The organism is Streptomyces sp. NPDC052042, from assembly GCF_044548345.1.
GTDB lineage: Bacteria > Actinomycetota > Actinomycetes > Streptomycetales > Streptomycetaceae > Streptomyces.
The window spans coordinates 185,836-209,982 of record NZ_JBIUBU010000011.1 but is presented as its reverse complement, the minus strand read 5'-3'; the positions used below and the strand labels follow the sequence as shown (position 1 = coordinate 209,982).

20 protein-coding genes are annotated in these 24,147 nt (G+C 69.9%); 16 read left to right on the top strand and 4 right to left on the bottom strand.

The window, feature by feature from the left end:
• Positions 1-102: 102 nt before the first annotated feature.
• The 3 genes from metH (at position 103) to ACIHCL_RS20200 (ending at position 6,390) form a co-directional block, all read left to right on the top strand.
• On the top strand, positions 103-3,615 hold the full coding sequence (metH, locus tag ACIHCL_RS20210; RefSeq protein WP_399863599.1) for a methionine synthase: 3,513 nt from the start codon (positions 103-105) through the stop codon (positions 3,613-3,615).
• Between the two features lie 119 nt (positions 3,616-3,734).
• Positions 3,735-4,427 (top strand): HAD family hydrolase, encoded by a 693-nt coding sequence (locus ACIHCL_RS20205; protein WP_399863597.1) that lies wholly within the window; start codon positions 3,735-3,737, stop codon positions 4,425-4,427.
• A gap of 364 nt (positions 4,428-4,791) precedes the next feature.
• Positions 4,792-6,390 carry an ABC transporter substrate-binding protein gene (locus ACIHCL_RS20200; RefSeq protein ID WP_399863595.1) on the top strand — a complete coding sequence of 533 codons (1,599 nt, stop codon included), beginning with the start codon at positions 4,792-4,794 and terminating at the stop codon, positions 6,388-6,390.
• Positions 6,391-6,471: 81 nt separating this feature from the next.
• Here ACIHCL_RS20200 and ACIHCL_RS20195 read toward each other — a convergent pair whose 3' ends face one another.
• Entirely contained in the window at positions 6,472-7,143 is a 672-nt protein-coding gene (locus ACIHCL_RS20195; protein WP_399863593.1) for a response regulator, read from the bottom strand.
• Between the two features lie 79 nt (positions 7,144-7,222).
• Complete coding sequence (locus ACIHCL_RS20190) at positions 7,223-8,128, bottom strand: RecB family exonuclease (protein ID WP_399863589.1); 906 nt, start codon at positions 8,126-8,128, stop codon at positions 7,223-7,225.
• A gap of 105 nt (positions 8,129-8,233) precedes the next feature.
• On the opposite strand from ACIHCL_RS20190, the gene ACIHCL_RS20185 reads away from it, so the two are divergent.
• The 3 genes from ACIHCL_RS20185 (at position 8,234) to ACIHCL_RS20175 (ending at position 11,337) form a co-directional block, all read left to right on the top strand.
• On the top strand, positions 8,234-9,484 hold the full coding sequence (locus ACIHCL_RS20185; protein ID WP_399863727.1) for a site-2 protease family protein: 1,251 nt from the start codon (positions 8,234-8,236) through the stop codon (positions 9,482-9,484).
• 114 nt (positions 9,485-9,598) lie between these two features.
• Entirely contained in the window at positions 9,599-10,507 is a 909-nt protein-coding gene (locus tag ACIHCL_RS20180) for a tRNA (adenine-N1)-methyltransferase (RefSeq protein ID WP_399863587.1), read from the top strand.
• A 257-nt stretch (positions 10,508-10,764) separates the two neighbouring features.
• Positions 10,765-11,337, top strand: a complete 573-nt coding sequence (locus ACIHCL_RS20175; protein ID WP_399863585.1) for a hypothetical protein — start codon at positions 10,765-10,767, stop codon at positions 11,335-11,337.
• A 59-nt stretch (positions 11,338-11,396) separates the two neighbouring features.
• Here ACIHCL_RS20175 and ACIHCL_RS20170 read toward each other — a convergent pair whose 3' ends face one another.
• A complete protein-coding gene (locus ACIHCL_RS20170) occupies positions 11,397-11,741 on the bottom strand; it encodes a ferredoxin (RefSeq protein WP_399863582.1) in 345 nt (114 codons plus the stop codon).
• A 219-nt stretch (positions 11,742-11,960) separates the two neighbouring features.
• Here ACIHCL_RS20170 and arc point away from each other — a divergent pair, with 219 nt between their 5' ends.
• From arc to prcA, 5 genes are all read left to right on the top strand, one after another.
• Positions 11,961-13,727 carry a proteasome ATPase gene (arc, locus tag ACIHCL_RS20165; protein ID WP_399863579.1) on the top strand — a complete coding sequence of 589 codons (1,767 nt, stop codon included), beginning with the start codon at positions 11,961-11,963 and terminating at the stop codon, positions 13,725-13,727.
• 219 nt (positions 13,728-13,946) lie between these two features.
• On the top strand, positions 13,947-15,458 hold the full coding sequence (gene dop / locus ACIHCL_RS20160; protein WP_399863577.1) for a depupylase/deamidase Dop: 1,512 nt from the start codon (positions 13,947-13,949) through the stop codon (positions 15,456-15,458).
• Positions 15,459-15,578: 120 nt separating this feature from the next.
• Positions 15,579-15,797, top strand: a complete 219-nt coding sequence (locus ACIHCL_RS20155; RefSeq protein ID WP_399863575.1) for a ubiquitin-like protein Pup — start codon at positions 15,579-15,581, stop codon at positions 15,795-15,797.
• 244 nt (positions 15,798-16,041) lie between these two features.
• A complete protein-coding gene (gene prcB, locus ACIHCL_RS20150) occupies positions 16,042-16,887 on the top strand; it encodes a proteasome subunit beta (protein WP_399863573.1) in 846 nt (281 codons plus the stop codon).
• A 60-nt stretch (positions 16,888-16,947) separates the two neighbouring features.
• The gene (prcA, locus tag ACIHCL_RS20145; RefSeq protein ID WP_399863570.1) at positions 16,948-17,763 is read left to right on the top strand and encodes a proteasome subunit alpha; all 816 of its coding nucleotides are present in this window, start codon (positions 16,948-16,950) and stop codon (positions 17,761-17,763) included.
• Between the two features lie 49 nt (positions 17,764-17,812).
• On the opposite strand, the gene ACIHCL_RS20140 is transcribed toward prcA, so the two are convergent.
• Positions 17,813-18,853, bottom strand: coding sequence for a LacI family DNA-binding transcriptional regulator (locus ACIHCL_RS20140; RefSeq protein WP_399863567.1), 1,041 nt, complete (start codon positions 18,851-18,853; stop codon positions 17,813-17,815).
• A 131-nt stretch (positions 18,854-18,984) separates the two neighbouring features.
• On the opposite strand from ACIHCL_RS20140, the gene ACIHCL_RS20135 reads away from it, so the two are divergent.
• The 5 genes from ACIHCL_RS20135 to ACIHCL_RS20115 all read left to right on the top strand — a co-directional run bounded on the left by ACIHCL_RS20135 (position 18,985) and on the right by ACIHCL_RS20115 (position 24,146).
• Positions 18,985-20,244, top strand: coding sequence for an MFS transporter (locus tag ACIHCL_RS20135; protein WP_399863565.1), 1,260 nt, complete (start codon positions 18,985-18,987; stop codon positions 20,242-20,244).
• Positions 20,245-20,253: 9 nt separating this feature from the next.
• Positions 20,254-21,615, top strand: a complete 1,362-nt coding sequence (pafA, locus tag ACIHCL_RS20130) for a Pup--protein ligase (RefSeq protein WP_399863562.1) — start codon at positions 20,254-20,256, stop codon at positions 21,613-21,615.
• A 126-nt stretch (positions 21,616-21,741) separates the two neighbouring features.
• Positions 21,742-22,659, top strand: coding sequence for an FKBP-type peptidyl-prolyl cis-trans isomerase (locus tag ACIHCL_RS20125; RefSeq protein ID WP_399863559.1), 918 nt, complete (start codon positions 21,742-21,744; stop codon positions 22,657-22,659).
• 43 nt (positions 22,660-22,702) lie between these two features.
• A complete protein-coding gene (locus tag ACIHCL_RS20120; protein ID WP_399863556.1) occupies positions 22,703-23,077 on the top strand; it encodes an FKBP-type peptidyl-prolyl cis-trans isomerase in 375 nt (124 codons plus the stop codon).
• 112 nt (positions 23,078-23,189) lie between these two features.
• Positions 23,190-24,146, top strand: coding sequence for a helix-turn-helix transcriptional regulator (locus ACIHCL_RS20115; RefSeq protein ID WP_399863554.1), 957 nt, complete (start codon positions 23,190-23,192; stop codon positions 24,144-24,146).
• The last annotated feature ends 1 nt before the right edge of the window (position 24,147 follow it).

Sequence of the window (24,147 nt, the reverse complement as noted above, 5' to 3'; positions counted from 1 at the left end):
GGACGGAGTGACAACCCCGGCCACCTCCCGGCTACGCTGGCCTGGTGCGCCTTCCACCGAAGACGCAAAGCCGACAGCCGTCGCATTCCAGGGAGTACATCCATGGCCTCGTTGCCGACCCCTTCCGCCGACAGCCGCCGACGCGCAGCAGCCCTGCGCGAAGCGCTCGCCACCCGCGTGGTGGTGGCCGACGGTGCCATGGGCACCATGCTCCAGGCGCAGGACCCCACGCTTGAGGACTTCCAGGACCTCGAAGGCTGCAACGAGATCCTGAACGTCACGCGCCCCGACATCGTGGCCTCCGTGCACCGGGAGTACTTCGCCGTCGGCGTGGACTGCGTGGAGACGAACACCTTCGGGGCCAACGCCTCCGCCCTGGGCGAGTACGACGTCGCCGACCGCATCCAGGAGCTCTCCGAGTCCGGCGCCCGCATCGCCCGCGAGGTCGCCGACGAGTTCACCGCCTCCACCGGGCAGCAGCGCTGGGTGCTCGGCTCCATTGGCCCCGGCACCAAGCTGCCGACCCTGGGCCACGCCCCGTACACCACGCTGCGCGACGGCTTCCAGTGCAACGCCGAGGGCCTGATCGCCGGCGGTGTGGACGCGCTCATCATCGAGACGACGCAGGACCTCCTGCAGACCAAGGCCGCCGTGCTGGGCGCCCGGCGCGCCCTGGAGGCGACCGGAAGCGACCTGCTGATCCTGGTCTCCCTGGCCTTCGAGACCACCGGCACCATGCTGCTGGGCTCCGAGATCGGCGCCGCGCTCACCGCGCTGGAACCGCTGGGCGTCGACATGATCGGCCTCAACTGCTCCACCGGCCCCGCCGAGATGAGCGAGCACCTGCGCTACCTCACGCGGCACTCCCGCATCCCCCTGCTCTGCATGCCCAACGCCGGTCTGCCGGTACTCACCAAGGACGGGGCGCACTTCCCGCTCGGTCCCGAGGGCCTGGCCGACGCCCAGGAGACGTTCGTCCAGGAGTACGGGCTCACGCTGGTGGGAGGCTGCTGCGGGACCACCCCGGAGCACCTGCGCCAGCTCGTCGAACGCGTCCGCGGCTCCGCCCTCGCCCCGCGCGACCCCCGCCCCGAGCCGGGCGCCGCATCCCTGTACCAGGCCGTCCCGTTCCGCCAGGACACCTCCTACCTGGCGATCGGCGAGCGCACGAACGCCAACGGTTCCAAGAAGTTCCGCGAGGCGATGCTGGAAGGGCGCTGGGACGACTGCGTGGAGATGGCGCGCGACCAGATCCGCGAGGGCGCGCACATGCTCGACCTGTGCGTGGACTACGTCGGCCGCGACGGCGTCGCCGACATGGAGGAGCTGGCCGGACGTTTCGCCACCGCCTCCACCCTCCCGATCGTGCTGGACTCCACCGAGGTGCCGGTGCTGCGCGCCGGTCTGGAGAAGCTCGGCGGACGGGCCGTCCTCAACTCGGTCAACTACGAGGACGGAGACGGCCCCGAGTCGCGCTTCGCGAAGGTCGCGGCCCTGGCCGCCGAGCACGGCGCCGCGCTGATCGCCCTGACCATCGACGAGGAGGGCCAGGCCCGTACCGTCGAGCACAAGGTCGCCATCGCCGAGCGGCTGATCGCGGACCTGACCGGCAACTGGGGCATCCGGGAGTCGGACATCCTCATCGACTGCCTCACCTTCACCATCTGCACCGGGCAGGAGGAGAGCCGGGGCGACGGCATCGCCACCATCGGCGCCATCCGCGAGCTCAAGAAGCGCCACCCCGAGGTGCAGACCACGCTCGGCCTGTCCAACATCTCCTTCGGCCTCAACCCGGCCGCCCGTACCGTCCTCAACTCGGTCTTCCTCGACGAGTGCGTCAAGGCCGGTCTCGACTCCGCGATCGTGCACGCCTCCAAGATCCTGCCGATCGCGCGCCTCGACGAGGAGCAGGTGCAGGTCGCCCTCGACCTCATCCACGACCGCCGGTCCGAGGGCTACGACCCCCTTCAGAGGCTCATGGAGCTCTTCGAGGGCGTCAGCACCAAGTCGATGAAGGCGGGCAAGGCCGAGGAACTGGCCGCACTCCCGCTGGACGAACGGCTGAAGCGCCGCATCATCGACGGCGAGAAGAACGGCCTGGAGGCCGATCTCGACGAGGCCCTGCTCACCCGCCCCGCGCTCGACATCGTCAACGACACCCTGCTCGACGGCATGAAGGTGGTCGGCGAGCTCTTCGGCTCGGGCCAGATGCAGCTGCCGTTCGTGCTCCAGTCCGCCGAGGTCATGAAGTCGGCGGTGGCCCACCTGGAGCCGCACATGGAGAAGTCCGACGCCGAGGGCAAGGGCACCATCGTGCTGGCCACCGTGCGCGGCGACGTCCACGACATCGGCAAGAACCTCGTCGACATCATCCTGTCCAACAACGGCTTCAACGTCGTCAACCTCGGAATCAAGCAGCCCGTCTCCGCGATCCTGGAGGCCGCCGAGGAGCACCGGGCCGACGTCATCGGCATGTCCGGGCTGCTGGTCAAGTCCACCGTGGTCATGAAGGAGAACCTGGAGGAGCTCAACCAGCGCAAGCTGGCCGCCGTGTATCCGGTGATCCTCGGCGGAGCGGCGCTCACCCGGGCCTACGTCGAGCAGGACCTGCACGAGCTGTACGAGGGCGAGGTCCGCTACGCCCGTGACGCGTTCGAGGGGCTGCGCCTGATGGACGCACTCGTCGCGGTCAAGCGAGGCGTCCCCGGAGCGACCCTCCCCGAGCTCAAGCAGCGTCGGGTGCCCAGGCGCGACACCGCCGTCCTGGAGGTCGACGAACCGGAAGAGGGCGTCCGGTCCGACGTCGCCGTCGACAACCGGGTCCCCGAGCCGCCGTTCTGGGGCACCCGGGTGATCAAGGGCATCCAGCTCAAGGAGTACGCGTCCTGGCTGGACGAGGGCGCGCTCTTCAAGGGCCAGTGGGGCCTCAAGCAGGCCCGGGCCGGCGACGGGCCGACCTACGAGGAACTGGTGGAGACCGAGGGCCGCCCGCATCTGCGCGGCTGGCTCGACAAGCTCCACACCGAGAACCTGCTGGAGGCCGCCGTCGTCTACGGCTACTTCCCGTGCGTCTCCAAGGGCGACGACCTGATCCTGCTCCACGAGGACGGCTCCGAGCGAACCCGCTTCACCTTCCCGCGCCAGCGCCGCGGCCGCCGCCTCTGCCTCGCGGACTTCTTCCGTCCCGAGGAGTCCGGCGAGACGGACGTGGTCGGTCTCCAGGTGGTCACCGTCGGTTCGAGGATCGGCGGCGAGACCGCCAAGCTCTTCGAGGCCAACGCCTACCGCGACTACCTGGAGCTGCACGGCCTGTCCGTGCAGCTGGCCGAGGCCCTCGCCGAGTACTGGCACGCCCGGGTCCGCTCCGAGCTCGGCTTCGGCGGCGAGGACCCGGCCGAGGTGGAGGACATGTTCGCGCTGAAGTACCGGGGCGCCCGCTTCTCGCTGGGATACGGGGCCTGCCCCGACCTGGAGGACCGGGCGAAGATCGCCGAGCTGCTGCGGCCGGAGCGGATCGGGGTGCACCTCTCGGAGGAGTTCCAGCTGCACCCGGAGCAGTCCACGGACGCCATCGTCATCCACCACCCGGAGGCGAAGTACTTCAACGCGCGTTAGACGGCGTTCAACGCGCGGTCGCACGACACGCCGTACACTGGTCGGTCCAGTGAAGGCCGGTCGCCCTTCCCACGGGAAACGGTGACCGGCCTTCTCGTCCCTCACGGAAGGTGTGCCGGATGACCAGCACGGTCCCCGCGTCCATGACCCGTACGGCCGAAGGCGCCGCGTTGCAGGCCGTCCTGCTCGACATGGACGGGACCCTCGTCGACACCGAAGGCTTCTGGTGGGAGGCCGAGGTGGAGGTCTTCGCCGAGCTGGGACACCAGCTCGACGAGGCGTGGCGCGACGTGGTCGTCGGCGGGCCGATGACCCGCAGCGCGGGTTACCTCATGGACGCGACCGGCGCGGACATCACCCTCGCCGAGCTCACCGTGCTGCTCAACGACCGATTCGAGAAGCGCCTCGACCGCGGCGTACCGCTGATGCCGGGCGCGAAGCGGCTGCTGACGGAGCTGGCCCGGCACGACATGCCCACCGCCCTGGTCTCCGCCTCGCACCGGCGGATCATCGACCGGGTGCTGGAATCGGTGGGCCAGCACCACTTCGCCCTCAGCATCGCCGGCGACGAGGTCGCCCGTACCAAGCCGCATCCGGAGCCCTATCTGACCGCTGCCTCCGGCTTCGGGGCCGAGCCCGGGCGGTGCGCGGTCATCGAGGACACCGCCACCGGAGTGGCGGCGGCGGAGGCCGCGGGCTGCCGGGTGGTCGCCGTGCCGTCCGTCGCACCCATCGCCCCCGCGAACGGCCGGGTGGTCGTGCGCTCGCTGGAGGAGGTCGATCTCGCGTTCCTCCGGGGCCTGGTCGTCTGAGTGCCGGAACCACGCCTGGGATTTCCTGTGAAAGGTTCGAGAAACCCGGCGTGATTCCGTGCTTTTCCTGTCACATTCGCGTGACAGAACTCCGCAAGAACAGCGCGGAAGAAAAGGCCGGGGCGTGAGGTTGATCACCGGAATGTGCGAGAAGAACTCTTAAGATCATCCCTGGTGCCCCATTTGTCGCTCCGAAGTATCCCGTTTGATCCCTGTCTGAGGAAAGGGAAGCGGAGCGGGGAAAGTAGCTCGCCGACATTTCCCATAACCGTCCGGTCACATAGCGTGCGGCAGTGAACGAAGCCTGCCGCCGGGGCCCGCTAATCTCACTCTCTCCATGCCCGGACGAGGGAGAGCGACCGAGATGAACCGCAAGACCCTGGTGCTGCCGACCATCGCGTGCGTACTCGCGCCCGTGATCGCCGCATGCGGGGGGCCCGAGGGCGGCGGTGGCCGGGACACCATCGTCGTCGGCACCACCGACCGGTTCGTCGCGACCAAGGACGACCCCGCACCGTTCGACCCCGCGACCGGGTACGACGCGGGCGTGTGGAACGTGCTCCGGCAGACCGTGCAGTCTCTTCTGCAGGTGCCGCGCGGCGGCGGCTCACCGGTGCCCGAGGCCGCAGAGAGCTGCGACTTCACGGACACCCAGAACGAGAGCTACCGCTGCAGACTGCGCCCCGGCCTCACCTTCGCCGACGGCACCCCCATCACGCCAGACGACGTGAAGTACTCCATCGAGCGCGTCATCCGCATCAACGCCCCCAACGGCCCCGTGGCCCTGCTGGCCGGTATCGACACGGTCGAGACGCAGGGCGAGCGGGAGATCATCTTCCACCTCCGCGCGCCGGACGCCACATTCCCCTACAAGCTCGCCACCCCGGTCGCCGGCATCGTGCCGCGGGCCGCGTACGCGCCGAAGTCCCCGCGCACCGGGTTCCAGGTGGACGGTTCCGGCCCGTACACCATGAAGCCGCAGGTCGAGAACGACCGTGTGGTCAGGGTCCTCTTCACCAAAAACCCCCGCTACAAGGGCGATCTGCGCGTCCGCAACGACCGGGTTGAACTGGATCTCTTCCCCGGCGCCGAGGCGATGGGGAAAGCGTTCGACGACAAGAAGATCGACATGATGACCCGCACCATGTCGCCCGAGCAGTCCCGGCGGCTGCTCGACAACCCCGACGACGACGTCAGGCTCACCGAGATGCCCGGACTCGCCATCCGCTACCTCGGCTTCGACACCGACGACCCGGTCGTGCGGAACAAGGCGGTCCGCCAGGCCATGGCCCAGATCGTCGACCGGGGGGAGATCGCGGACAAGGTCTACGGCACCACGGCCGAACCGCTGTACTCGCTGATCCCCTCGGGCATCACCACGCACACCAATTCCTTCTACAACAAGTACGGCGAACCCGGCACCGCGAAGGCCGCGGCGATCCTGCGGGCGGCGGGCGTCCACACCCCGGTGAAGCTCACCCTGCACTACACCACCGACCACTTCGGCTCCGGCACCGCCGCCGAGTTCAGGACCCTGCGGCAGCAGCTCAACGACACCGGACTGTTCGATGTCGCCGTCAAGGGCACACCCTGGTCGGCGTTCCGCCCCGCGCAGGTGCGCGGCGACTACGCCGTCTACGGATTCGCCTGGTTCCCCGACTTCCCGGACCCGGACAACTACACGGCACCGTTCCTCGGCCGGAACAACTTCCTGAACTCGCCGTACCAGTCGGCCCTGGCGCAGAACACCCTCATTCCGCAGTCCCGTCGCGAGACCGACCGCAGCGCCGCGGCGAAGACCTTCCGGCGGATCCAGGACATCGTCGCCGAGGACGTGCCCATCCTGCCGATCTGGCAGGGCAAGCAGTACGCCGCGTCCCGGACGGGGCTCTCCGGCGTCGAATGGGCGGTCAACCCCTCCGCCGAGATCCGACTGTGGGAGCTCGGCCGCGACGCCGACTGAGACAGGGCGGCACCCGCTCCCGGCTCCCGCCCCACGAGCCCGGCCCGGCCCGGCCGTTCGCCGGCGCCGGGGCGTACGGCGTCACTGGGCGCCGGGGCGCACCAGACCGCTCTCGTAGGCGTACACGGCCGCCTGGACCCGGTCGCGCAGACCGAGCTTGGTCAGCACATGGCCGACATGCGTCTTGACCGTCGTCTCGCTGACGAACAGGTCCGCGGCGATCTCCGCGTTCGACAGCCCGCGCGCCACCAGCTTCAGCACCTCGACCTCGCGGTCGGTCAGCGTGTGCAGCGTGTCCGGCACGGGCTCCTCGCCCGAGGGCAGATGGTCCGCGTACTTGTCGAGCAGCCTGCGCGTGATGCTCGGGGCGAGCATCGCCTCGCCCGCCGCGACCACGCGGATCGCCTGCACCAGCTCATGGGCCGGAGCGTCCTTCAGCAGGAAGCCGCTGGCACCGGCGCGCAACGCCTCCACGACGTACTCGTCGAGGTCGAAGGTGGTCAGCACCAGCACCTTCGCCGGACCGTCCCGGTCCGGGCCGGTGATCTGCCGCGTCGCCTCCACGCCGTCCATGCGCGGCATACGGATGTCCATCAGCACCACATCGGGCTGGAGCGCCCGCACCTGGTCGAGAGCCTGGAGGCCGTCACCGGCCTCACCCACCACCGCGATATCGCCCTCCGCCTCCAGGATCATCCGGAAGCCGGTGCGCAGCAGCGGCTGGTCGTCGACCAGCAGGACGCGGATTGCCACAAGGTCTCCTAGGGTCCCTCGACGGTCATGGCCCGGCGGTTCGCAGGCCGTGTCTTCAAAAACTGCCGTCCGCTCCGGCCTAACGCCGCTGGTGCGAAGGCGCGGCCTGGGCGTCGGCCGGGTCCATTCTGCCCTGGACATCCTGTTCGGACTCCGCCGGGCGTACCGCCAGCGGATACACTGGGGGAGTCCCCCCGAATTCGGGGCAGACCGCCTGGTGGTCGCACCAGCCGCAGAGCTTCGTCGGCCGGGGGCGCCACTCGCCGCTCTCCGTCGCGGCCCGGATCGCCTCCCAGAGGGCCAGCAGCTTCCGCTCGACCCGCTCCAGATCGCCCCTCACCGGGTCGTACGTCACGACGTCCCCGCTGCCGAGGTAGACCAGCTGGAGCCGCCGCGGCACCACGCCCTTCAGCCGCCAGACCACCAGGGCGTAGAACTTCATCTGGAACAGCGCGCCCTCCGCGTACTCCGGGCGCGGAGCCTTCCCCGTCTTGTAGTCGACGATCCGGACCTCACCCGTCGGCGCCACGTCGACCCGGTCGATCACCCCACGCAGCCGCAGCCCCGAATCCAGCTCCGTCTCGACGAACATCTCCCGCTCGGCGGGCTCCAGACGCGTCGGATCCTCCAACGAGAACCACCGCTCCACCAGCCGCTCCGCCTCCGAGAGCCAGCGCGCCAGCCGTTCACCCCCGGCATCCTCCGCGAACAGCTCCGCCAACTCCGGCCTCGACTCCAGCAGCCGGTCCCACTGCGCGGGGATCAGCGCCGTCGCCCGCCCGGCCGTGCGCTCCGCCGCCGGGGCGTCGAAGAGCCGCTCCAGGACCGCGTGCACCAGCGTGCCCCGGGTGGCCGCCTCGCTCGGCTTCTCCGGCAGCCGGTCGATGACCCGGAAGCGGTACAGCAGGGGGCACTGCATGAAATCGGCGGCCCGCGACGGTGAGAGGGACGAGGGCGGCCGGGACGGCTGCGGCAGGGAGGTCATGCGCACGACCCTATGGCCCGCCACCGACATCCGTCGGCTTACCATCGACCACACGGCCCGGGACAGGGCATGATCGTGAAACAGGGAACCGACCGAAGGGACCTCGTGGACGAGAGCGGCGACAACGGGCGCCCGCACCCCGGCGCGGGGGGACCGACCCCCGGGCCCGGCACGGACAAGGACGGACCGCGGCGCCCCGAAGGACCCGGAGGCGGCCTCCTCATGGGCCGCCTCTTCGGCGTTCCGGTCTACGTCGCGCCGAGTTGGTTCGTCGTGGCCGCGCTGATCACCTGGGTCTTCGGCGGCCAGCTCGAACAGGTGCTGCCCGACCTCGGCGCGGCCCGTTACCTGGTCTCCCTCTTCTTCGCGATCGCCTTCTACGCCTCCGTACTCGTCCACGAGCTCGCCCACACGGTCGTGGCGCTGCACTACGGGCTGCCGGTCCGCCGGATCCAGCTCCAGTTCTTCGGCGGTGTCTCCGAGATCGAGAAGGAGACCGAGACCCCCGGCCGGGAGTTCGTCCTCGCCTTCGTCGGCCCGCTGTTCTCCCTGGTGCTCGCCGGCCTCTTCTACGCCGGGATGAACCTGGTCGAGCCCGGCACCGTACCCGGCGTCGTCCTCGCCGGCCTGATGATCTCCAACCTCCTGGTCGCCGCCTTCAACCTGCTCCCCGGGCTGCCCCTGGACGGCGGGCGCATGCTCCGTGCCGTCGTCTGGAAGATCACCGGCCGGCCGATGAGCGGCACCGTCGCCGCCGCCTGGGTCGGCCGCGTCCTCGCCGTCGTCACCCTCTTCGGCCTGCCGCTGCTCACCCACACCGGCGCCCTCGGGAACGAACCGCGCGACCTCAGCGGCACCGACACCATCACCGACGCCCTGCTCGCCGCCATCCTCGCCGCCATCATCTGGACCGGGGCCGGCAACAGCCTGCGCATGGCGCGGCTGCGCGAACACCTCCCCGAACTGCGGGCCCGCACCCTCACCCGGCGCGCCGTCCCCGTGGAGGCGGACACTCCGCTGTCCGAGGCCCTGCGCCGGGCCAACGAGGCGGGTGCCCGCGCGCTCGTCGTCGTCGACGGGCGCGGCGAACCCATGGGCATCGTCCGCGAGTCGGCCATCGTCTCCGTCCCCCAGCACCGCCGCCCCTGGGTCGCGGTGAGCGGACTCTCGCAGGACCTCACCGACGGCATGAAGATCTCCGCGGAACTGGTCGGCGAGGAACTCCTGGACCGGCTCAGGGCCAACCCCGCCACCGAGTACCTCGTGGTCGAGGAGACCGGCGAGATCTATGGGGTGCTGTCCGCCGCCGACGTCGAGCGGGCGTTCGTCGCCGCCCTGGCCGGGCCCGCCGTCTGAGAGGCCGTCCGGTCACCGGGCGTCCGGCAGCCTCCGGCCACGGGCCCGCCCGGTGCCACCGCACCCGCCCCGGCTCGCGGCAGGAGCATCGTGAAACACCGGTACGCTGGTCACATGTCTGAACCGACCGGTGCCGCCCGCCGACGCGGGCCCTTCAAGGTCGGGGACCAGGTCCAGCTCACCGATCCCAAGGGACGCCACTACACCTTCACGCTCGAAGCCGGAAAGAACTTCCACACCCACAAGGGTTCTTTCCCGCACGACGAGCTGATCGGTGCCCCCGAGGGGAGTGTTGTCCGGACCACGGGAAACGTCGCCTACCTCGCGTTGCGCCCCCTGCTCCCCGACTACGTCCTGTCCATGCCCCGCGGCGCCGCCGTGGTCTACCCCAAGGACGCGGGGCAGATCCTGGCCTTCGCCGACATCTTCCCCGGCGCCCGCGTCGTGGAAGCCGGCGTCGGCTCCGGCTCGCTGTCCACCTTCCTGCTCCGTGCCATCGGCGAGCAGGGCATGCTGCACTCCTACGAGCGCCGCGAGGACTTCGCCGAGATCGCCCGGCAGAACGTGGAACGCTACTTCGGCGAACCCCACCCCGCCTGGCAGCTCACCGTCGGCGACCTCCAGGACAACCTCTCGGACACCGACGTCGACCGGGTCGTCCTCGACATGCTCGCCCCCTGGGAGTGCCTGGAGGCCGTCTCCAAGGCACTGGTGCCCGGCGGCATCCTCTGCGCGTACGTCGCGACCACCACCCAGCTCGCGCGGACCGTCGAGTCGATCCGCGAGAGCGGCTGCTTCGCCGAACCGCAGCCCTGGGAATCGATGATCCGCAACTGGCACGTCGAGGGCCTGGCCGTCCGCCCGGACCACCGCATGATCGGCCACACCGGCTTCCTCGTCACCGCCCGCCGCCTGGCCGACGGCGTGGAGCCCCCGCTGCGCCGCCGTCGCCCCGCCAAGGGCGCCTACGGCGAGGACTATGACGGTCCCGGCAGCCAGAGCGGCTCCTCCTCGCGCGGCTGAGCCTTCCACGCATCCCGGCGCGGCGTGCCCGCGCAACACACCGGCGCCGCCGCCGAGTTCCCGGAACACGGGAACCCGGCGGCGGCGTCCCTTCGTTTCCGGTACGGACAGTCGTCCGCGCCGACCCCACCGTTACACCCGCTCCATCCGGTGTGGCACGATGCTGGCCACCTCCCGCGCCACCGCGACGCCTCCTCCGAGGGCCGCGGCCCGCCCCAGGGCATCCTCGTCCACAGGAACCACAGGAGACATCCCGCGTGCAGACCTCCGAGCTCCCGGACCTCGCGCACACCGACACCAGGCCGCTGCACTGGCTCGCCACCGCGGCTGCCCTGGCCGCGGTCGTCGCCGTCGCGGGCATGCTCCAGCCGGAACCCGCGGCCTCCGCGTCGACCCACCGGACCACGACGGGGCAGGGACCGGCTCCCGCCGCACCCGATCCACGTCGGGTGACGTACCCGCTGGACTGCGGCGGCCAGGAGCACACCGTCGCCCGGCAGGCCACCGGCGACCTGGACGGGGACGGCCGCCCCGAGACCGTGGCGGTGGTCCACTGCGCGGCCGGTTCCGGCACCCCGCCCAGCGGCGTCTACGTCCTCACACAGGGAAGCGGGGCCGCGCCCAGGGTCGTGGCGACCCTGGTGGACCCCGCCCAGCGGATGAGCGTCGGCGATCTCGAGGTGAGGGACGGAGCCGTCTCCGCCACCCTGTTCGGCTACTCGTCCCTGGACGTCCCCCGCTGCTGCCCCGACGAGCGCGAGGACGTCACCTGGCGCTGGCAGGGCGGTGCCTTCGTCCGCAGCGCCCGTACGGCCCCGGCCGGCGCCTGACCGGGGCGCCGGGGCGTGACCTTCCCACCGGAGATCAGGTGGGAAGCCCCTACGGATCGTCAGGCGGCCTCGGGGCCGTACACCTCGACCTTGTCCGAAACACGGCGTACGTGAATGCACTCGCCGGGGCACTCCCTGGCCGAGTCGACGACGTCCCGGAGCAGCGGCAGCGGCACGGGCGTCGTCGCCCCGCTGTCCTGGAGCAGCTCGTCGTCGGCGCTCTTCACATACGCCAGACCGTCGATGTCCAGCTCGAACACCTCGGGCGCGTACTGCGCGCAGATCCCGTCCCCGGTGCAGAGGTCCTGGTCGATCCAGACCTCCAGATCCTGCGCGTCGTCGCCGCTCGGAGCGTCCTGCTGCACGGTCGTTTCTCCTGTTCGTCGCCTGTTTTTCCGAACCATTTCAAAACAGAAGTGGCCGGCCCCGACGGGGGTTGATCGCTCCGACGATACAACCGGCCGCTTTCCGATGTTGAAGGGTGGGTATTCCCCAGGGACGAGGGGGAACGCAAGGGTGAAGATCGGACACGCCCCGCAGTCTTTGTGATCTAGGGGTTTCAATCATCACCCACGCAGGTAGGGTCAGGAAGCGTCCAGCTCCCCTTGGAGGAGGTGAGGACCGTGGCAGCCCACGACGACGACATCAACCGCGGCATCCGGGCCGGGCGGGGGTCCGAAGACCCGGTCGGCCAGGTCGCCTATCTCGAGCAGGAAATCGCCGTCCTGCGACGTAAGCTCGCCGACTCTCCGCGCCATACGAGGATTCTCGAAGAGCGGATCGTCGAGTTGCAGACCAACCTGGCGGGCGTGACCGCACAGAACGAGCGGCTCGCCAACACGCTCCGCGAGGCCCGCGACCAGATCGTGGCCCTCAAGGAGGAAGTCGACCGGCTCGCGCAGCCGCCGGCCGGATTCGGCGTGTTTCTCCAGAGCAACGAGGACGGTACCTGCGACATCTTCACCGGGGGCCGGAAGCTCCGGGTGAACGTCAGCCCCAGTGTCGAGCTCGACGGACTCCGGCGCGGCCAGGAAGTCATGCTCAACGAAGCGCTCAACGTGGTCGAGGCCATGGAATTCGAGCGGGCCGGGGACATCGTCACCCTCAAGGAGATCCTGGAGGACGGCGAACGGGCCCTGGTCATCGGGCACACCGACGAGGAACGGGTGGTGCGGCTCGCCGAGCCGCTGCTGGACACCACCATCCGCCCCGGCGACGCCCTGCTGCTCGACCCCAGGTCCGGCTACGTCTACGAAGTGGTCCCCAAGAGCGAGGTCGAGGAACTCGTCCTCGAAGAGGTGCCGGACATCGACTACAGCCGCATCGGCGGCCTGGGCGACCAGATCGAGCTGATCCGGGACGCGGTCGAACTGCCCTACCTGTACCCCGATCTCTTCAAGGAGCACGAGCTGCGGCCGCCGAAGGGCATCCTGCTCTACGGCCCGCCGGGCTGCGGCAAGACGCTCATCGCGAAGGCGGTCGCCAACTCCCTCGCCAAGAAGGTCGCCGAGGTCACCGGCCAGCCCGCCGGAAAGAGCTACTTCCTCAACATCAAGGGCCCAGAACTCCTCAACAAGTACGTCGGTGAGACCGAGCGGCACATCCGCCTGGTCTTCCAGCGCGCCCGGGAGAAGGCGGGAGACGGCACACCCGTCATCGTCTTCTTCGACGAGATGGAATCCCTCTTCCGTACCCGGGGATCCGGTGTCAGCTCGGACGTGGAGAACACCATCGTCCCGCAGCTGCTCGCCGAGATCGACGGTGTCGAGGGCCTGGAGAACGTGATCGTGATCGGCGCCTCCAACCGCGAGGACATGATCGACCCCGCGATCCTGCGGCCCGGACGACTCGACGTGAAGATCAAGATCGAGCGCCCCGACGCGGAGGCGGCGAAGGACATCTTCGGGAAGTACCTCACCCCCTCGCTGCCCCTGCACGCGGACGACGTCGCGGAGCACTCCGGTTCCAGGGAAGTCGCTGCGCAGGCGATGATCCAGTCCGTCGTCGAGCGGATGTACATGGAGTCCGAGGAGAACCGCTTCCTCGAAGTCACGTACGCCAACGGCGACAAGGAAGTCCTCTACTTCAAGGACTTCAATTCCGGCGCGATGATCCAGAACATTGTCGACCGGGCCAAGAAGATGGCCATCAAGGCATTCCTCGAGCAGGGCCAGAAGGGCCTGCGGGTCTCCCATCTCCTCCAGGCGTGCGTGGACGAATTCAAGGAGAACGAGGACCTGCCCAACACCACCAACCCGGACGACTGGGCCCGTATCTCCGGCAAGAAGGGCGAGCGGATCGTATTCATCCGCACGCTCGTCACCGGAAAGCAGGGCGCGGACACCGGTCGCTCCATCGACACAGTGGCCAATACCGGGCAGTACCTTTAGAGCACGGACCGGCTGCGGATGCCCGGTCGGGCATCCGCAGCCGATCGCTTTCCGGACAGCTCGCCCGACGGCGCCCCACCGGTGCGGAGTCGCTCTAGGCTCGTGCATACCACCCGGGTCGCGCAGTGCGGGAACGGGCACCGCGCACAGGCACCGGACCAGCAGCGGTATGCGAGCGCCGCCCCCCGAGGGGGAGCGCCGCCTGGCAAGGAGGGCCGCATGACCGTACGGCGAGTAATGGGCATCGAGACGGAGTACGGGATCTCCGTCCCCGGCCACCCCAATGCCAATGCCATGCTCACCTCGTCCCAGATCGTCAACGCCTACGCGGCGGCGATGCACCGGGCGCGGCGCGCCCGATGGGACTTCGAGGAGGAGAATCCGCTGCGCGACGCGCGGGGCTTCGACCTGGCTCGCGAGGCCGCGGACTCCAGTCAGCTCACCGACGAGGACATCGGCCTCGCCAACGTCATCCTCACCAACGGCGCGCGCCTCTACGTCGACCACGCGCATCCGGAGTACAGCGCCCCGGAGGTCACCAATCCGCGGGACGCCGTGCTGTGGGACAAGGCCGGTGAGCGCATCATGGCCGAGGCGGCCGAGCGTGCGGCGCAGCTTCCGGGCGCCCAGCCGATCCACCTCTACAAGAACAACACCGACAACAAGGGCGCCTCCTACGGCACGCACGAGAACTACCTGATGAGGCGGGAGACCCCCTTCTCGGACATCGTGCGCCATCTGACGCCGTTCTTCGTCTCGCGCCAGGTGGTCACGGGGGCGGGGCGCGTCGGCATCGGCCAGGACGGCCATGAGCACGGTTTCCAGCTCAGCCAGCGCGCCGACTACTTCGAGGTCGAGGTCGGGCTGGAGACCACGCTCAAGCGGCCGATCATCAACACGCGCGACGAACCGCACGCCGACGCGGAGAAGTACCGCCGGCTCCATGTGATCATCGGTGACGCGAACCTGTCGGAGATCTCGACCTACCTCAAGCTCGGCACCACCGCCCTGGTCCTCTCCATGATCGAGGACGGCTTCATCGGCGTCGACCTCGCCGTCGACCAGCCGGTGCGCACCCTCCACCAGGTCTCCCACGACGCGTCGCTGAAGCAACTGGTCACGCTGCGCAACGGCCGGACCCTCACGGCGGTGCAGCTCCAGATGGAGTACTTCGAGCTGGGCCGCAAGTACGTCGAGGACCGCTACGGGGCGGACGCCGACGAACAGACCAAGGACGTGCTGGTCCGCTGGGAGGACGTGCTGGGCCGGCTGGAGAACGATCCGATGAGCCTGTCCGGAGAGCTCGACTGGGTGGCCAAACGGGAGCTGATGGAGGGCTACCGGCGCCGCGACGGCCTGGACTGGGACGCCGCCCGGCTGCACCTGGTGGATCTCCAGTACGCGGACGTGCGGGCCGAGAAGGGGCTGTACAACCGCCTGGTGGCCCGCGGGAAGATGAAGAGGCTGCTGGACGAGGACGCGGTCCGGAAGGCGCGTACGGCGCCCCCGGAGGACACCAGGGCCTATTTCCGGGGCCGCTGCCTGGAGCAGTTCGCCGACGACGTGGCCGCGGCGTCCTGGGACTCGGTCATCTTCGACCTGCCGGGTCACGACTCGTTGCAGCGTGTGCCCACCCTGGAGCCGCTGCGCGGCACACGTGACCACGTCAAGGAACTCCTGGACCGGTGCCGCACGGCGGAGGAGCTGGTTCAGGTCCTGTCGGGCGGCTGAAACGGCCGGTACCGGGGAATCATGGAAATGAACCTCGGGCGTCCCGGTAATCACCGGGCCGATGCGGGATCCCGTGGGTAGGGTCTGATCAAGTGCTTCGAACCGAGCGGGGTGAGCGACATGGCGACCAAGGACACCGGCGGCGGACAGCAGCGGGCGACGCGTTCCACGGAGGAGGTCGAGGAGCAGGCGCAGGACGCGCAGGTCTCCGACGAACTCAAGGAGCGCCAGGAGAAGCTGAGCGACGACGTCGACTCGGTTCTGGACGAGATCGACGACGTCCTGGAGGAGAACGCGGAGGACTTCGTGCGCTCCTTCGTGCAAAAGGGCGGACAGTAGTTCACGACCGTGGACTCGGGGGAGTGGATCAGGATGCGCGCGGTACGGGCCGGCTCGGCCCGTACCGCGCGGTCGCTCACGGCGCCGCGAGTCGTGCGGGCCGCCCTCCCGCTGCTTGTGGATCAGCGCCGCGGGGCGGGTAGGGTCCGTGGCACAAAACGCATCGACTGCTGTTCGGCCACCGGTACGTCGGGGAGGATTCCCGACGCCGTGCGCAGGCCGTCGCACACCTGGAGGGAAACGCGTGGAAGCCAACACTCGTAGCACCGGGCGGCTACCGGCTGCCTTCCTGACGCCGGGGTCCTCTTCGTTCATGGAGTTCCTGTCCGCCCACGCGCCCGAGACGCTGCCCGGCAACCGGAGCCTGCCGCCCGTGCAGGGCGCCCTCGATGCGCCGCACGGCACGACCATCATCGCCGCGACGTTCCCCGGCGGCGTGGTCCTGGCCGGCGACCGGCGCGCGACCATGGGCAACATGATCGCCCAGCGCGACATCGAGAAGGTCTTCCCGGCCGACGAGTACTCGGCGGTGGGCATCGCCGGCACGGCCGGGCTGGCCGTCGAGATGGTCAAGCTCTTCCAGCTGGAGCTGGAGCACTTCGAGAAGGTCGAGGGCACCCAGCTCTCCCTGGAGGGCAAGGCGAACCGTCTCTCCACGATGATCCGCGGCAATCTGGCGATGGCCATGCAGGGCCTGGCCGTGGTGCCGCTCTTCGCCGGCTACGACGTCGACCGCGAGAAGGGCCGGATCTTCTCGTACGACGTCACCGGCGGCCGCTCCGAGGAGGTCGGGTACGCGGCCACCGGCTCCGGGTCGATCTTCGCCCGCGGCTCGCTGAAGAAGCTCTACCGCGAGGACCTGACGGAACAGCAGGCCCTCACCCTGGTCGTCCAGGCGCTGTACGACGCCGCGGACGACGACTCGGCGACCGGCGGCCCCGACATGGCCCGGCGGATCTACCCGATCGTCACCGTCATCACCGACGAGGGCTTCCGGAAGCTGTCCGATGCGGAATCCTCCGAAATCGCCCGCTCGATCGTGGAACACCGGATGGAGCAGCCCGACGGCCCGCGCGCCGCGCTGCTCTGACCGCCGTTCCCGACGCTTCCCCGACACTCTCGTCACTGACAGAAAGGGACGGACAAACCGGTGTCGACGCCGTTCTATGTCTCACCCCAGCAGGCCATGGCCGACCGGGCGGAATACGCCCGGAAGGGCATCGCCCGTGGACGCAGCCTTGTCGTGCTGCAGTACGCCGACGGCATTGTGTTCGTCGGCGAGAACCCGTCCCGCGCGCTGCACAAGTTCAGCGAGATCTACGACCGGATCGGTTTCGCCGCCGCCGGCAAGTACAACGAGTACGAGAACCTCCGCATCGGCGGGGTGCGCTACGCCGATCTGCGTGGATACACCTACGACCGTGACGATGTGACGGCCCGAGGGCTGGCCAACGTCTACGCGCAGACACTGGGCACCATCTTCTCCAGCGCGGCCGAGAAGCCGTACGAGGTGGAACTGGTGGTCGCCGAGGTCGGCACCGAGCCCGAGGGCGACCAGATCTACCGGCTGCCGCACGACGGCTCGATCGTCGACGAGCACGGCTCGGTCGCGGTCGGCGGCAATGCCGAGCAGATCAGCGGCTTCCTCGACCAGCGCCACCGCGACGGGATGACGCTCGCCGAGGCGCTGAAGCTGGCCGTGCAGGCGCTGTCGCGGGATCCCAACGGCAGCGAGCGGGAGATCCCGGCCGAGCGGCTGGAGGTCGCGGTCCTGGACCGTACGCGTCCGCAGCAGCGGAAGTTCAAGCGGATCGTGGGCCGGCAGCTGGCCCGTCTGCTGGAGGCGGGCGGCGGTGCCGGGCCGGCTGGCGCCTCCTCCGACGACGAGTCCGGCGAGGCCGCGGGCACGACGGACACCACCGGGCCCGCCGACGGCTCCGCCGACTCGGGCGGTGACGTGGAGTAGACGCTCGCCCGGTGCCCCGGTCCGCCCCTCGCGGCGGTCCGGGGCACCGTCATACCCGCTCGGCGTTCTCCGGCGGCGACGCCGAGGAGCCGCGTGCCACCAGGTGCACGGGCAGGCTGCCCGGCTGCGCGGGACGGCCGTCCAGGACGGCCAGCAGGGCCGCCATGCCGCGTTCGCCCACCTGCTCCGCGGACAGCCGCACGGTGGTGAGTTCCGGCTCGACGGCCGTCGCGAGGGCCAGATCGCCGAAGCCCGTGACCGACAGGTCGTCCGGGACGCGGAGACCGAGCCTGCGGGCAGTCTTGCAGGCGCCCGCGGCGAGGACGTCGTCGTCGCACACGACCGCCGTCGGCCGCGGGCCCGCAGCGGTCAGCGCCCGCTGGGCGGCCTCGCGCCCGGCGTGGACGTCGAGTGCCGCCCCGACGGTCCGCACGCGGGTTCCGGGCACCGCTCCCACGGCGTCGCGCAGTGCCCGGGCCCGCGCGGTGAACGTCCAGGAGTCGATGTCCGCCGCCAGATGGACGAAGCGGCGGTGGCCGAGCGCGAGCAGATGGTCCGCCACCTGCCGCATGCCGTCGGCGATGTCCAGGCCGACCCGGGCCGCGGCGGAAGTGTCCGCCGGATCGCTGTCGAGCATGATCAGCGGCAGATCCGCGCCGCGCAGCGCGTCGAGCGCGCCCGCGGCCATCGACGAGGCGATCACCCCGTCCAGGGAGGCGCGCGCCGACGCGAAGGGGTCCCTGGCCGGGCCGACCCCGTCCGGGGACGGGTAGAGGACGACCCCGAAACCGTGTTCGGCGGCGACGGCGGCGGCGCCGGTGTAGACGCGGGCGAAGAACTCGTTGGTGAGCGCCGGGACGACGAGCAGCGCGGTTCTGGTACGGCCGAGGCGCAACTGGCGGGCGGCGAGGTTGGGCAGGTACCCGAGGCCGTCGGCGGCGTGCCGTACGCGCACGGCGGTCGCCTCGGAGACCCGGCCGCGCCACTTGTCCCCGAGCACCAGGGAGACCGTGGCCTGGGAGACGCCCGCGGCCCGTGCGACGTCCCGGCTGGTGGGCCGGGCGGATGCGGGCTGCGGTGCGCGGGTCACTCGGGCCTCCGGGCCGGTCGGGGCAGGCGCCGTGCGGTGGACCTGCGGACTGGGCACATGATACGTATGACCCTCGTAGTTATACGTAAAACCTGTCGGTGCCGGGAGGCGCCCGAGGAGAGGGACGGGACATGGCCGCCGGATATCTGGACATCCTCCGAGCGCGGCATGCCGCCAGACTGCTGGCGGGGACCCTGGTGGGCCGGCTGCCCAACGGCACCGCCCACATCGCGATCGTGCTGTTCACCCGGGCCGAGGGCGGGAGCTACACCCTCGCCGGTGCGCTCGCGGCCGTGTACGGGCTGGCCACCGCGGTGGGCCAGCCGCTGCTGGGCCGGGCCGTGGACCTGTACGGGCAGCCGCGGGTCCAGTTGCCGGCCGCCGTGGCGTCGGCGCTCGGCATGGGGATGCTGGCGCTGACCGGCCCTGGCTCGCTGGCCGTGGCCTTCGCGGCGGTGGTCGTCGCGGGGGTGTTCACCCCGCCGCTGGAGGGCGGCCTGCGGGCCCTGTGGCCCGCCGTGCTGGGTGACGAGGAGCGGGTGCACCGGGCGTACGCGATGGACGCCGTCGCCCAGGAGATCATGTTCACCCTGGGGCCCCTGCTGGTGACGCTCCTCGTCTCCCTGTGGTCGCCCTCGGCGGCCCTGCTGGTCATCAACGCGATCGGGGTCCTGGGGGCGCTCTCGGTCGTCCTCTCCGAACCCTCCCGGGCCTGGCGCTCGGCCCCCCGGGAGGCGCACTGGCTGGGCGCACTGCGCTCGCCGGGGCTGCTGGCGCTGCTCGGCTCGTTCTTCTTCGTCGGACTCGCCCTGGGGTCGATCACCGTCGCCGCGGTGGCGTACGCCGACGACCACGGCCGGGAGTCGGTGTACGGCTGGCTGATGGCCGCGCTCGGCCTGGGTGCGCTGGTCGGCGGCGCGGTGTACGGGGCACGGCAGTGGGCCGGGGCCCCGGAACGCCGGCTGCGGTACCTCGTGGCGCTGCTGGCGCTCGGCTACCTCCCGCTCGCACTGACTCCGGGCGTGGCCGCGATGACCGCGCTGACGGCCCTCGCCGGGGTCTTCCTGGCCCCCACGATGGCCTGCTCGTTCATCGTCGTCGACCGGCACGCGCCGCGCGGCACGGTGACCGAGGCGTTCTCCTGGCTGGTGACGACGTTCGGGGTGGGCGCGGCGGTGGGCACGGCCGTGGCGGGGCCGGCCATCGAAGGCGGCGGCACCACGTGGGGCTTCGTCGTGACAGGGGCCAGTGGAGTGGCGGCCCTGCTCGTTCTCCTGGCCACGAAAAAGGCCCTAACGGTTCACGGAAGCACGGCCGTCGCGGTGCGGAGATCGGAAAATGATCGAAACGGTGCTGTCGAACCCGGTTTCAGCTCAGGCCATAAGGCGTAATGTTCAGTCATGGACCGCCGCATTTTCGGGCTGGAGAACGAGTACGGCGTCACGTGCACGTTCAGGGGACAGCGCCGACTGTCCCCTGACGAAGTGGCGCGCTACCTCTTCCGCCGTGTCGTGTCATGGGGCCGCAGCAGTAACGTCTTTCTGCGGAACGGCGCCCGCCTCTACCTCGACGTGGGATCGCATCCGGAATATGCAACCCCCGAATGCGACAACCTGACCGAACTGGTCACCCACGACAAGGCCGGTGAGCGCATTCTCGAAGGTCTGCTCGTCGATGCCGAACGCCGCCTGCACGAGGAGGGAATCGCGGGCGACGTCTACCTCTTCAAGAACAACACCGATTCAGCGGGAAACTCCTACGGATGCCACGAGAACTATCTCGTGGCCCGGCACGGAGAATTTTCCCGGCTCGCGGACATCCTGATTCCCTTCCTCGTCACGCGGCAACTGATCTGCGGCGCGGGCAAGGTGCTCCAGACCCCGCGCGGCGCCGTCTTCTGCGTCAGTCAGCGCGCCGAGCACATCTGGGAGGGCGTCAGTTCCGCCACTACCCGGTCCCGGCCGATCATCAACACGCGTGACGAACCGCACGCGGACGCGGAGCGCTACCGCCGCCTCCACGTCATCGTCGGCGACTCCAACATGTCCGAGACGACGATGCTGCTCAAGGTCGGCGCGACCGATCTGGTGCTCCGCATGATCGAGGCGGGCACGGTGATACGGGACCTGACGCTGGAGAACCCCATCCGGGCCATCCGCGAGGTCAGCCACGACACCACCGGGCAGCGCAAGGTGCGCCTGGCCAGCGGCCGTGAGGCGTCGGCCATCGAGGTGCAGCGCGAGTACTACGAGAAGGCCGTCGACTTCGTCGACCGCCGCGGCATCCGCAGCGGTACGGTCGCGCGGGTCCTGGAACTGTGGGGCCGCGCGCTCGACGCGATCGAGACCCAGGAGCTCGACCGGATCGACACCGAGATCGACTGGGTCATGAAGTACAAGCTCATCGACCGGTATCGGACCAAGCACAACATGACGATGTCGCACCCGCGGGTCGCCCAGATAGACCTCGCGTACCACGACATCCACCGCCGCCGCGGGCTGTACTACCTGCTGGAGCGCAAGGGGCAGGCCGACCGGGTCTGCAACGACCTGAAGATCTTCGAGGCCAAGTCCGTGCCTCCGCAGACGACCAGGGCGCGGCTGCGCGGCGACTTCATCCGCAGGGCCCAGGAACAGCGGCGGGACTTCACCGTCGACTGGGTCCACCTCAAGCTCAACGACCAGGCACAGCGCACCGTGCTGTGCAAGGACCCGTTCCGCTCGGTGGACGAGCGGGTGGAAAAGCTGATCGCGGGGATGTGAGACGGCGCGGTACGTTCCCGGAGACCGACGCGGCGCGGGCCCCGTACGTTTCTCGTACGGGGCCCCGCGCACGCCCTAGAGTGGCGGGGACCCAACCGACCGTGCCGTCTGAGATCTGAGGAACACGTGCGCCGACTTGCCGGCCTTCTCGTCGTCCCCCTGTTGCTGCTGACAGGGGCCTGTGGCAACGACAACGACTCCGGATCGGAGTTCCCCGCACTCACCGCGGGGGCCAAGTTCGGGGAGAAGCCCACCCTTTCCAAGGGGTCCGGGAACCCGCCCAAGGAACTGAAGACCAAGGTGCTCAGCCAGGGCGACGGCGCCGCGCTCAAGAACGGCGACGCGATCCAGGTCAACTACCTCGGACAGTCCTGGGACTCGGACAAGCCCTTCGACAACAGCTTCGACCGCAAGCCCTTCGATCTGACCCTCGGTGCCGGGATGGTCATCCAGGGCTGGGACAAGGGCCTCGTCGGCAAGAAGGTCGGCAGCCGGGTTCAGCTGGTCATTCCGCCGGACCTCGGGTACGGGGCGCAGGGCCAGGGCGACATCAAGCCCAACGCCACCCTCGTCTTCGTCGTCGACATCCTGAAGGCGACACAGATCCCGGCCTCCGCCAAGGGAAGGGAGGTCGCCCAGGACAACATCGACCTGCCGAAGGTCGGCACCAACACCGACGGCAAGGCGCCCAAGGTCACCATCCCGTCCAAGAACACCCCGCCGTCGAAGCTGGTCTCCAGCTACATCCTGGAGTCCGACGGCGAGGTCGTGAAGGACACCGACAGCGTCATCGTGCACTACGTCGGCCTGGTGTGGAAGGACGGCAAGACGTTCGACAGCACCTACACCACGGGCCGCACGCAGACCTTCCCGCTCGCCCAGGTCACCCTGAAGGGCCTCAAGAACGGCCTCGTCGGCAAGAAGGTCGGCAGCCGGGTGCTCCTCGTCATCCCGCCGGACCAGGGGTTCGGCGACCAGGCGCAGCAGACCATCCCCGCGAAGTCCACCCTGGTCTTCGCCGTGGACCTGCTGGCGAAGATGTAAGACTGTCCCGGTTGCGCACTTCGACAGCAAGAGGAGCACCTCAGTGAGCATCGAGAAGCCCGAGATCGACTTCCCGGGTGGCGAGCCGCCGGCCGATCTGGAGATCAAGGACATCTGGGAGGGCGACGGCACGGAGGCCAAGGCGGGCGACACCGTCTCCGTCCACTATGTGGGCGTGGCCTTCTCCAGCGGCGAGGAGTTCGACGCCTCCTGGAACCGCGGCACCCCGCTGCAGTTCCAGCTCGGCGCCGGTCAGGTCATCGCGGGCTGGGACAAGGGAGTGCAGGGCATGAAGGTCGGCGGCCGCCGCCAGCTGACCATCCCCGCGCACCTCGCGTACGGCGACCGCGGTGCCGGCGGCGGCCGCATCGCCCCCGGCGAGACGCTGATCTTCGTCTGCGACCTGGTCGCCGTCTGAGCGCGTCTCCTACGCCACGAGGGCCCGCGCCGCAAGGCGCGGGCCCTCGCTTTTGTCCCGGCAGCGTGGAGCGGTACGGTCGACGATCGTAGAGCGGAAAGAAAGGGCGTCGATGGCGATCGCCAAGGCCGAGCGGCTGATGAACCTGGCCCTGTGCCTGCTGGGAACCCGGCGCCCGCTGAGCAAACGCGAGCTCCGGGGCTCCATCGAGGCATACCTGGAAGCGGGATCCGACGACGCCTTCAACCGGATGTTCGAGCGCGACAAGGACGATCTGCGCGAACTCGGTCTGGTCATCGAGACCGTGGAGAGCCTGGACGGCGACATCGGGTATCTCGCCCGCCGCGACAGCAACCGCCTCCCCCCGATCACGCTGGACGCCGAGGAGGCCGCCGCGCTCGGACTGGCCGCCAAGGTCTGGCAGCAGGCGCGGCTGGCCGGTGCCGCCAGCGGCGCGCTGCAGAAACTGCGGGCGGCGGGCATGCCGGAGACCGAGGACACCTACGAGGTGCACAGCGCCCTCGAACCCCGGATCCCGGTGCACGAGGCCGCGTTCGAGCCGCTGATGCTGGCCTGCCGGGACCGCCGCCCAGTGATCTTCGACTACCGCAAGGCCAACGCCGCCCGGCCCGAGCCGCGCCATGTCGAGCCCTGGACCCTGGAATGCTGGCGCGGCCACTGGTATCTGGCCGGCTGGGACCGGGACCGCCGCGCCGAGCGGGTCTTCCGCCTCTCCCGGATCACCGGCAAGGTGCGTTCCCGGGCGGCCGGCACGTTCACCACCGAGGTGCCCGACGTCGTGACCGTGCGCGAGACCGTGGAGAGCTGGGCGGGGGAGACGGCCACCCGGACCGCGTTGATCAGGCTGCGGAGCGGTGCCGGGTACCCGTTGCGCTCGCGGGCCGTGTCGGTCCGGGAACTCGGGGACGGGTGGGACGAGTTGGAGATTCCGTACGGGCACGGACTGGACGCCTGGCTCGTCGAGTTCGGCCCGGACGTCGTCGTGCGGGAACCCGCGGATCTGCGGGCCGATGTGGTGGACCGGCTGCGTGCCGTGGCCAAGGACTGAG

Excerpts from the sequence above, each read along its gene's own strand:
- metH (WP_399863599.1), top strand. The coding sequence starts at position 103 with ATGGCCTCGTTGCCGACCCCTTCCGCCGACAGCCGCCGACGCGCAGCA.
- ACIHCL_RS20205 (WP_399863597.1), top strand. The coding sequence starts at position 3,735 with ATGACCAGCACGGTCCCCGCGTCCATGACCCGTACGGCCGAAGGCGCC.
- ACIHCL_RS20200 (WP_399863595.1), top strand. The coding sequence starts at position 4,792 with ATGAACCGCAAGACCCTGGTGCTGCCGACCATCGCGTGCGTACTCGCG.
- ACIHCL_RS20190 (WP_399863589.1), bottom strand. The coding sequence starts at position 8,128 with ATGACCTCCCTGCCGCAGCCGTCCCGGCCGCCCTCGTCCCTCTCACCG.
- ACIHCL_RS20180 (WP_399863587.1), top strand. The coding sequence starts at position 9,599 with ATGTCTGAACCGACCGGTGCCGCCCGCCGACGCGGGCCCTTCAAGGTC.
- ACIHCL_RS20170 (WP_399863582.1), bottom strand. The coding sequence starts at position 11,741 with ATGGTTCGGAAAAACAGGCGACGAACAGGAGAAACGACCGTGCAGCAG.
- dop (WP_399863577.1), top strand. The coding sequence starts at position 13,947 with ATGACCGTACGGCGAGTAATGGGCATCGAGACGGAGTACGGGATCTCC.
- ACIHCL_RS20155 (WP_399863575.1), top strand. The coding sequence starts at position 15,579 with ATGGCGACCAAGGACACCGGCGGCGGACAGCAGCGGGCGACGCGTTCC.
- ACIHCL_RS20135 (WP_399863565.1), top strand. The coding sequence starts at position 18,985 with ATGGCCGCCGGATATCTGGACATCCTCCGAGCGCGGCATGCCGCCAGA.
- pafA (WP_399863562.1), top strand. The coding sequence starts at position 20,254 with ATGGACCGCCGCATTTTCGGGCTGGAGAACGAGTACGGCGTCACGTGC.
- ACIHCL_RS20115 (WP_399863554.1), top strand. The coding sequence starts at position 23,190 with ATGGCGATCGCCAAGGCCGAGCGGCTGATGAACCTGGCCCTGTGCCTG.